At 74.7% G+C, this 241-nt stretch carries 1 protein-coding gene; it reads right to left on the minus strand.

The features are described from left to right. Positions 1-241 (minus strand): solute carrier family 23 protein (locus KVT14_RS21075; RefSeq protein ID WP_306795887.1); only part of this gene is annotated, 241 nt, incomplete at both ends.

The following is a 241-nucleotide window of genomic DNA, read 5'->3' on the forward strand; positions in this document are numbered from 1 at the left end:
GCGGCCAGCTCCATCGCTCCGAGGGCCACGACCGCGGTCACGGGGGCGGCGCGGAAGCCGCTGCACGCCCCGGTCTCGTCGCAGGTGCCCCACGCCGTGGGCGCGAGGTTGAAGCCGATCAGCGCGACCACGGTGCCCGTCACCACCGGCGGCATGACGACGACGATCCACCGCGAGCCCGCGAGGTGCACGACCATGCCGATCTCCGCGAGCAGCAGGCCGGTGGCGAGGATGCCGCCGA

The sequence above is a fragment of the Cellulomonas sp. GbtcB1 genome (assembly GCF_019091725.1).
Classification (GTDB): Bacteria; Actinomycetota; Actinomycetes; order Actinomycetales; family Cellulomonadaceae; genus Cellulomonas.